This is a genomic window from Pseudomonas sp. KK4, from assembly GCF_001984065.1.
GTDB lineage: Bacteria > Pseudomonadota > Gammaproteobacteria > Pseudomonadales > Pseudomonadaceae > Aquipseudomonas.
On record NZ_LYVP01000068.1, the window covers coordinates 22,524 to 29,168 of the forward strand.

9 protein-coding genes are annotated in these 6,645 nt (G+C 59.0%); 6 read left to right on the top strand and 3 right to left on the bottom strand.

The features are described from left to right. Positions 1-116 precede the first annotated feature (116 nt). Entirely contained in the window at positions 117-1,124 is a 1,008-nt protein-coding gene (locus B0W55_RS20300) for an AraC family transcriptional regulator (RefSeq protein WP_077047709.1), read from the bottom strand. Positions 1,125-1,288: 164 nt separating this feature from the next. Between B0W55_RS20300 and B0W55_RS20305 the strand changes: the two genes are divergently transcribed. The 5 genes from B0W55_RS20305 to B0W55_RS20325 all read left to right on the top strand — a co-directional run bounded on the left by B0W55_RS20305 (position 1,289) and on the right by B0W55_RS20325 (position 4,362). Next, a complete protein-coding gene (locus B0W55_RS20305) occupies positions 1,289-2,140 on the top strand; it encodes a 3-hydroxybutyryl-CoA dehydrogenase (protein ID WP_077047701.1) in 852 nt (283 codons plus the stop codon). Beyond that, entirely contained in the window at positions 2,127-2,753 is a 627-nt protein-coding gene (locus B0W55_RS20310) for a TetR/AcrR family transcriptional regulator (protein WP_077047702.1), read from the top strand. The genes B0W55_RS20305 and B0W55_RS20310 overlap by 14 nt, the downstream gene beginning before the upstream one ends. A gap of 214 nt (positions 2,754-2,967) precedes the next feature. Beyond that, positions 2,968-3,381: a VOC family protein gene (locus tag B0W55_RS20315; RefSeq protein WP_077047710.1), complete on the top strand. Its 414-nt coding sequence runs from the start codon at positions 2,968-2,970 to the stop codon at positions 3,379-3,381. Positions 3,382-3,528: 147 nt separating this feature from the next. Further along, positions 3,529-3,954 carry a hypothetical protein gene (locus B0W55_RS20320; protein ID WP_077047703.1) on the top strand — a complete coding sequence of 142 codons (426 nt, stop codon included), beginning with the start codon at positions 3,529-3,531 and terminating at the stop codon, positions 3,952-3,954. 201 nt (positions 3,955-4,155) lie between these two features. After that, on the top strand, positions 4,156-4,362 hold the full coding sequence (locus B0W55_RS20325) for a hypothetical protein (protein WP_077047704.1): 207 nt from the start codon (positions 4,156-4,158) through the stop codon (positions 4,360-4,362). Positions 4,363-4,437: 75 nt separating this feature from the next. On the opposite strand, the gene B0W55_RS20330 is transcribed toward B0W55_RS20325, so the two are convergent. Beyond that, the gene (locus tag B0W55_RS20330) at positions 4,438-4,884 is read right to left on the bottom strand and encodes a cupin domain-containing protein (RefSeq protein WP_077047705.1); all 447 of its coding nucleotides are present in this window, start codon (positions 4,882-4,884) and stop codon (positions 4,438-4,440) included. 312 nt (positions 4,885-5,196) lie between these two features. Here B0W55_RS20330 and B0W55_RS20335 point away from each other — a divergent pair, with 312 nt between their 5' ends. Beyond that, positions 5,197-5,796, top strand: coding sequence for a lecithin retinol acyltransferase family protein (locus tag B0W55_RS20335; protein ID WP_077047706.1), 600 nt, complete (start codon positions 5,197-5,199; stop codon positions 5,794-5,796). A gap of 146 nt (positions 5,797-5,942) precedes the next feature. Here the strand turns inward: B0W55_RS20335 and B0W55_RS20340 are convergent. Next, on the bottom strand, positions 5,943-6,645 hold a 703-nt coding region (locus B0W55_RS20340), incomplete at its 5' end, for a hypothetical protein (RefSeq protein ID WP_218189767.1).

The window sequence follows — 6,645 nt, forward strand, 5'->3', positions numbered from 1 at the left end:
TGCCATCCGTTGCGAAGCGCCCGTCGTCACAAGAAATTTCACTGTGAAAGCCTGGGAATTCTCATGCAAACATCCAGGAAAAAGCCTACAAACAACTCATCGAAGCCTCACGCCACTCACGCCTGAAACCGCGCCCGATACCGCCCCGGACTCTCCCCCGTCCATTTCTTGAACGCCCGATGAAACGCGCTCGGCTCCTGAAAACCCAGGTGCTCGGCAATATCACTGATGCTGGCCCGGCTCTGGCGCAGTTGCTCGAACGCCACGGCGCGGCGGACTTCGTCCTTGATCTCCTGGTAGGAACAGCCCTCACGCTCGAGTTTGCGGCGGAAGGTGCTGGGGCTCAGGTGTTGTTCAAGGGCGAAATCCTGCAGGGTCGGCCAGTCGCTGTAATGGCTGTTGCGCAGGCGTTGGTGCACCTGTGACGCCAGGCCGTGCTGGTTGCGAAAGCGGATCACCAGCCATTGCGGTGCCGTACGCAGGAACACTTTGAGCGACGCCAGGTCCTGCACCACCGGCAGGCGCAGGTAGTGACTGGCGAATTCGATTTCGGTGCGCTCGGCGCCAAAGGTCAGGTTCGGTCCCCAGAGCAACGGGTCGTCGCTCAGGGACACACGTCGATGGCGGAAGTCCGCACGGTCGATGGGGATGCGGCGCCCGCCCAGCCAGCACAACAGGCTGATCATCAGCACCAGAAAGGTTTCTTCGCCAAAACGGCTGACGTCTGCGTTCGCCGCCTGACTGTCCAGACTGATGACCGCCCGTTTGCCGCGCACCGTCAGGGTGCCGCGAAAGTCGCGCAGGAACAGGCCGAAGTTGGCCAGGCACTGGCGCATGGCCTTGTGCAGATCGGGCTCCTGAATCAGGGCGCGGCAAATCAGGGCGAAAGCGCCCGGCGGCATGCCATGGGAGTCGAGGTTGAAGAATTCGTCATTCAATTCGCGAATCTGAATCAGCCACAACGCCGCAAACGCGCTGGCCGGCACCCGCGCCGTGGGTTGCTGCACCAGCATCGGATCAATCCCGGCTTCTTCGAGCACGGCCCGCACCCGCAGTGGTTGATCCCCCAGCCCGCGAATCATTGCCTGCACGAAATAGGCGGCCACCGAGTCCTTTTCCCGCATGTGAATGCAACGCTCCCTTTCGTTGGTCATGGCAAAAAACGCCAGCGCCGTTGAACAGTTTCGGCATAGGACAACCGACCCACCAGCTCTAGACTCGCGGCAATAGTACGCTTTCGGCCGTCACCTCGGCCAAGGTATCGCAAGGGTTTGAAAAGGACGGCAAGATGAATCTGCAAAACATCGGCGTGATCGGCGCCGGCACCATGGGCAACGGTATTGCGCAGGTCTGCGCCCTGGCCGGGTTCAACGTGACCCTGCTCGACATCTCCGAGAGCGCCTTGCAAAAAGCCGTCGCGACCGTGGGCAAAAACCTTGATCGGCAGGTGGCCAAGGAAACCCTGACCCCGGAACAGAAAAGCGCCGCCCTGGACAAGATCCGCACCAGCACCGACTACAGCAGCCTGAGCAACGCGCAGCTGGTGATCGAGGCCGCCACCGAAAACCTCGAACTGAAACTGCGGGTACTGCAGCAGATCGCCGCCCAGGTCAGCACCGACTGCGTCATCGCTTCGAACACCTCTTCGCTGTCGATCACCCAGCTCGCCGCCAGCGTCAGCCAGCCTGAGCGATTCATCGGCCTGCACTTCTTCAATCCAGTGCCGGTAATGGGCCTGGTCGAAGTGATCCGCGGGCTGCAAACCAGCGACGCCACCCACGCCCTGGCGCTGGACATGGCGACGGCCCTGGGCAAAACCGCGATCACCGCCGGCAACCGCCCGGGGTTCGTGGTCAACCGGATTCTGGTGCCGATGATCAACGAAGCGATCCTGGTGTTCCAGGAAGGTCTGGCCAGCGCCGAAGACATCGATGCTGGCATGCGCTTGGGCTGCAACCAGCCGATCGGCCCGTTGGCCCTGGCAGACCTGATCGGCCTGGACACCTTGCTGGCCATCATTGAAGCCTTCTACGAGGGCTTCAACGACAGCAAATATCGCCCGGCGCCGTTGCTCAGGGAAATGGTCGCCGCCGGTTACCTGGGACGCAAAACGGGGCGCGGCTTCCATGCCTATGCCTGAGCGCTGTTCACGTTTTGCCGAGTACCGGGACAAGGTGCTGGAGTTGTTCGCCAGCAAGGGGTTCGGTCAGGTCGGCATGCGTGAACTCGCCACGTGCCTGGGGTTGTCCCCGGGCTCGTTGTATCACCATTACCCGAGCAAGCAGCACTTGTTGCTGGACTTGATCGAAGAGTTCTACGAAGAGTTGTTGGCCACCCTCGGACGCATTGAGCAGAAAACCCTGGCCAAACGCGACCGACTCAACAGCCTGATCCGTGCGCACCTGGACCTTAACCGCGACATGCCCTGGCATTTTCGCCTGGTGGAACGCGACAGCGGCTGCCTGAATGAAGAGCAACAGGCTCGGGTTCGGCAGTTGCGCGAGCAGTATGAGCGGCGGTTGCTGAAGGTGCTGGGGGTTCGCTCTCGTTTCAGTGAGCCGGCGTTGGTGGCGGCCGGGCATGCGATTGCGGCATTGCTCAATACCGCTCCAACCTGGCTGTCACCTCACGCGCTGGATGAGCGGGAGCACGATGACCTGCTGGAGAGTATGGTGAGCGGTGCCATCGAGCGGTTGTTGGCGCCGAGGCGTGCGAACACGCCTATCAGTCTGGCAAGCCCAGCTCTACTGTAGGAGCGAGGTTGCTCGCGAAAAACCTGAGGGCGATAGGGGGCCTCTGATTTCCCGCGTCATCGTTAAAGTCCATCGCGAGCATGCTCGCTCCTACAGAGAGCGGTTCGCCCAGACGTGCATTCAGGTCTTTAATTGTTCGGTCAATCCCATCGGAATTCGCCACTGCACCGCGCGTCCAATCCGATGTATCCCTTCAATGACCGGGAGCCTGATCATGAAAATCAACCCGTACCTCATTTTCAACGGCGACTGCAAAGCCGCGTTCACCTTCTATGCCCAAAGCCTCAACGGCCAGATCGAAGCCATGATGACCTTCGGTGAAACCCCTGCCGCCGAGCATGTGCCCAAGGACCTGCATAACCTGATCATCCATACGCGTCTGGCCGTGGGCGATCAGGCCATCATGGGCTCGGACACCACGCCCGACCGCCCCACCGATGACATGAGTGGTTGTTCGATATCCCTGAATGTCGACAGCATCGCCGAAGCGCAGCGGGTATTTACAGCGCTGGCCGAGGGCGGCAGCGTGCAGATGCCACTGGAGGCGACCTTCTGGGCCGCGCGCTTTGGCATGCTGGTCGACCGCTTTGGCGTGTCGTGGATGGTCAACTGCGAAAAGGATCAGTAACAAACCTTGTGGCGAGGGTGCTTGCTCCCTCGCCACAAGGTTTTTCATTTCTCTCAGGATCGGGCTTTCTGGACACTCCCCGACCGTCTGCTAACGTGAACCTTATCCGCTCTCGCACAGCAGCCGATTGCCCGGAGGACATTCTCCATGCCCGTCGCGTCCTGGTCGAACAACGTCAAATTTTCGCTCCTGGCAGGCGGGCTCATCGCCACGCTCCTGGCGCTCCATGGCTGTGCCACCGTCGACGCCGAGACCACCGCGTATGTGGGCGTAGAACACCCTGCACCGACCCTGCCCAGCGAGGTCGTGGTGCTGCGTTCCGAACCCCTGCGCCCGCACATTCGCCTGGGCGAAGTGCTGATCGATGCCAGCGTCGATCCTGCGCCGCCGATCACCGAAGTCGAACAGAAACTGCGCGAAGAGGCCGCCAAGCTCGGGGGCGACGCAGTGGTAGTGGTCTATGACCACATCGGCAGAGTGGGCACCTATGTGAACGGCCCGTTGTGGGCGCGGGATACAAGGGCCATCGAAGGACGCAAGCTCAAAGGCATCGTTATCAAGTACCGGTTGTAGTCGCTGCCAACCCGGCTCCGGGTTGTCGCATAACCTTTCGTCGTAAACGAAACGAGGCGCGCAGCCTTGAGCCATGTCTGGCTTGCAGCTTGCACAGGCGGGCGTAGCGGCCACAGAACGACATAATTCTGACACGGCAGCACCTCAAACTAACGCTTAAGGACACCAGCAATACGCTTGGTCAGTCACCGGAGATGTATCGTGTCAACTCTCAATGAAATCGCAGCGAACCACGCGAGAATGGCCAAGGCAAAGGAAGCAGAGGCGACCGGGTTGAGCGAGCGACCGCTTCAGATCGTGGGCAGCATCGAGATGCCGACGCTTGAGCATCAGCAGCAGGTGCCGATGCATCTGATTGCGGGCGCACAGGATGGGAGTGGTGCGCAGGTGGTCGGATTTTTGATCTGACTGCCGACATTCGCGCCGTTTTCGACGCGAAACGAAGGCTCGGCCTCCTGCCCCGCAGGCGGCCGACAGTGCAAGTTACTTCTGCAGGTTCACCAGCGGTTCGCCCTTCTTGACGATGTAGGTCGCCAGTTCCGAGCCGGTGGTCTTGCCGATGTTCGTCGCGATGTGCGCGGTGCCTTCCGGGATGTACAGGGAATCACCGGCGTTGAGCGTCACCGTCGGTTGCCCTTCGAGTTCATACTGGAAGGTGCCGGTGATGACGTAAGCCACCTCCACGCCCGGGTGAGAATGCTTGGGCGCTGCGACACCGGGTTCGAAGTCCACGCGAACCTGAATCACCTCACGATCGGAAACCCCCAGGTCGCGTTTCACCAGGTCGGTGCGATGCAGCCCTGTCTGCCAGCTCTTTGCCGCGGGCGCCTCTTGAGCCTGTGCCATCCCGGTGAATGCAGAAAGGGAAACAGCGGCGGCAAGTGCGACACCAAGGATGCCGACGGTTTTGCGAGTGTTGAAAACAGACATTGAATTTCTCCGGTCAGGTGCACGGTAAAGGCCGTGGTTGGGTCCGCTCGTGCGGTGCAGCCATTTCGGGGCAATGGTGTGTCTCGCACGTGTCGGGCTGCCCCGGGTTTTGTATGCGCAGTTGGCTGGCGGCTGTGGGGATACGTTCTGATACAAACCCTGCAACAGCGACGCTCATCTGCCAGCATCAAACGAATAACACTGAAGTATTAGACACGCATATAAAGTGGCTATGGGTGACAAACCTATGCACGACTGCCTGTTTGCCCTTGAAAGGATATTCTACTTTCAACGGCTCCAGAGGCATTCATCATGAACAAGTTACTGGTGAAAACAATCGGCATCGCATCCTCACTCGGTTCGATTTTCTTGAACTCGGCAGTGGTCAATATGGAGTGTGATTCAAACTGGATCGATCCTTTTTTTGAAAACCGTTCGCAGGGTTGTACCGGTGACAGTGACTCAACTTACGGTGAAGCCAGTTCGAAGCCTGAGACATCCTTAGTACGCAACGCTGATCACCTGAGCGCAGGATCGCACCTGGTGAGCCCTCGCAAATTCTACGTTCATCACGGCATCTACCTTGGCAATGGCAAGGTCGCTCATTACTCGGGCTTGAGTGCATCACTGCAAGCGGGGCCGATCGAAGTCACGGACCTCGATCATTTCGGCAACGGCAGTTCGGTCTGGGTACATCAGGAACAATCGGTGTTTTCCAGCGACGAGATCATTGTCCGAGCGCTTTCCAGGGTCGGAGAGTCGCAATACAAAATACTGTCCAACAACTGCGAGCACTTTTGTAACTGGTGCATCAACGGTATTAGTTACAGCGCGCAAGTGGCCGAGTATCTTCATCGCCCACTTCGACTGATGCGCATTTTAATCTCTTCGAATCCAGGTTTGATTGCCTAAACCGTTGCACTTTCAAACCACCAGAGCTCAAAGCCAGTTAATAAAAACATTGATGCATAAACGCTCGATAACGATCCAGGCGAGCAGTTGGCCTCGCTCGCGTTTCAGTCATTGATTAAGCGAAAACCGTGCAACCATGACCCAAGTCAGTGCACAAATTCCCAACTCGCCGCCAACCGCTTCGCCAACGCCTCCGGCAAGTCGGCCAGCCAATCCCGGAACGGCCGAACTGTGCTCGATTCAGGACCCTGTCCATGAGATTCAGTGGCCCAGACCACATCGTAACGGGCGAGGATTTCAATCATGTCGTCACGACGATAAGTGTTTTGCAGGGCGGCCGCCGCCAGTTCGCGAAAGGCTTGCTCCACCGCGCCCGGCCATAACACGGCACCGACCGTGCTCGGCCCCGCTCCGTGCTGATGAATACGGTGAGCGATTCCTGGCTCGAGCTTTATCGCCTCTCCTTCGCGAAGCAACGCGATCCGCTGCCGTCCGGCACGAATATCCAGTTCACCCTTGAGCGCCACCACCAGTTTGCTTTCCCGCCGGTGCATCAACGGCAGGTTGTGAGCCTGCAAGGGCAAGACAAACCGCATGGCCGTGCCCGCCCCTTCAACACTTGCCTGCGCCACGTCGATCCAGACCGGATAGCCGTCGGGGATCAGCAACAGCGCCTGCGGGTTTTCATCGTTCATGATCTTCGACCCACATCTATAGGGAACACCAATGCAATGGATTGTATATCGGTCTTGGACGCTATCGAGCAAAGGGAACAAGATTGCTTCACACCCAAGCAACACGAACCTGGCAACCGCCAACCAGCAAAATCGATAGGAGAACCACCATGCC

Excerpts from the sequence above, each read along its gene's own strand:
- B0W55_RS20300 (WP_077047709.1), bottom strand. The coding sequence starts at position 1,124 with ATGCGGGAAAAGGACTCGGTGGCCGCCTATTTCGTGCAGGCAATGATT.
- B0W55_RS20305 (WP_077047701.1), top strand. The coding sequence starts at position 1,289 with ATGAATCTGCAAAACATCGGCGTGATCGGCGCCGGCACCATGGGCAAC.
- B0W55_RS20310 (WP_077047702.1), top strand. The coding sequence starts at position 2,127 with ATGCCTATGCCTGAGCGCTGTTCACGTTTTGCCGAGTACCGGGACAAG.
- B0W55_RS20315 (WP_077047710.1), top strand. The coding sequence starts at position 2,968 with ATGAAAATCAACCCGTACCTCATTTTCAACGGCGACTGCAAAGCCGCG.
- B0W55_RS20320 (WP_077047703.1), top strand. The coding sequence starts at position 3,529 with ATGCCCGTCGCGTCCTGGTCGAACAACGTCAAATTTTCGCTCCTGGCA.
- B0W55_RS20330 (WP_077047705.1), bottom strand. The coding sequence starts at position 4,884 with ATGTCTGTTTTCAACACTCGCAAAACCGTCGGCATCCTTGGTGTCGCA.
- B0W55_RS20335 (WP_077047706.1), top strand. The coding sequence starts at position 5,197 with ATGAACAAGTTACTGGTGAAAACAATCGGCATCGCATCCTCACTCGGT.